This window comes from Paenibacillus sp. GQ49, assembly GCF_059759055.1.
In genome coordinates, this window is the sequence record NZ_JCAXEL010000045.1 from 1 (window position 1) to 1,296 (window position 1,296).

Annotated in this window: 2 protein-coding genes; both read left to right on the plus strand. The window is 44.6% G+C overall.

What is annotated here, in order from left to right; all coding sequences use genetic code 11:
* Positions 1-504: helix-turn-helix domain-containing protein (locus AC6CIF_RS31810; protein WP_498202752.1), on the plus strand; the 504-nt coding region annotated here is incomplete at its 5' end.
* Between the two features lie 41 nt (positions 505-545).
* A partial coding sequence (locus AC6CIF_RS31815; RefSeq protein WP_498202753.1) for an IS3 family transposase occupies positions 546-1,296 on the plus strand: 751 nt, incomplete at its 3' end.

Consider the following 1,296-nt stretch of genomic DNA (forward strand, 5'->3'; position numbering starts at 1 on the left):
TCTTACTCCAAGGAGCTAAAGCTATCTGCCATTCAAGATGTACGCTCTGGCGAATACTCTGTACGAGCGGTGGTGAAAAAGTACCATATTTCGAGTAAATCTGTGTTAGAGAGCTGGATTTCCAAGTATACTGAAGGGGTGAAAATGAAACCAACTCGGAAAAGGATTGGATCCCCTCATATGAATAAAGGACGGAAAACGACTTACGAGGAACGTATTGAAATTGTACAATTCGCCATCGCCCATGATTTAGATTACCAGAAAGCCATCGACAAGTACGGTGTCTCTTACCAGCAAGTGTACGCATGGGTTCGTAAATATCAAGCGAGTGGTCATGAAGCTTTAAAAGACCTCCGAGGTCGTAAAAAGCCGCTAGAAGAGCTAGACGAACAGGAACGGCTAAAGCTTCGGATCAAGGAACTCGAGGCACGAAATGAGCATTTAGAAATGGAGAATGCACTCGCAAAAAAGTTGGCAGAGATCCGGCGAAGAAATACACGTTAACCTTTGTTCGACATGCAGACATCTATCAAGCGATTACAGAGCTGCATGCCGAGAAAGGGTATGCGGTCACCAAGCTCTGTGAGCTAGCAGGAATCGCCCGATCTGCCTATTATAAGTGGCTGAAATGGATGCCATCCGACAGGGAACTTGAAAACCTTGCACTAGCCAAGGAAGTCAAACTTCGCTATGACAAACGAAACGGGATACTCGGTTATCGCCAAATGCGTACTCAGTTGAATCGTAAGCTTAAAAAAAGGTACAACCGTAAACGGTATTACCGCATCATGCGAGCCCTTGAATTAAAGGCAGTGATTCGCAAAAAGCGGCCCAATTACGTGAAAGCTCCAACCCTTCATATCGCTGAGAATGTCATGAACCGAAAATTCCAAGCGGAGGTCGCCAACCAAAAGTGGTGCACCGATGTAACAGAGTTAAAATACGGAAATGGCCGTAAGGCCTATCTGAGTGCCATTATCGACGGTTATGACAACTCTATTGTTTCATGGGTGCTCAGCCACTCCAATAACAATGAGCTTGTCATGAACACGGTAAAGAAAGCTTATAAAAGAAACCCGAATGCTACGCCGCTCTTGCACAGTGATCGCGGCTTTCAATATACTTCGCTGGAATACAAACAACTTCAAAAGAGATACAAGTTTACAAAAAGTATGTCTCGTGTAAGCCGGTGTTTGGACAACCAACCCATTGAACGATTCTGGGGTACCTTTAAAGCAGAAAGCTTTTATCTGGAGAAGTACGATACGTATGACAGTCTCCTTCGTAGCGTAAGAA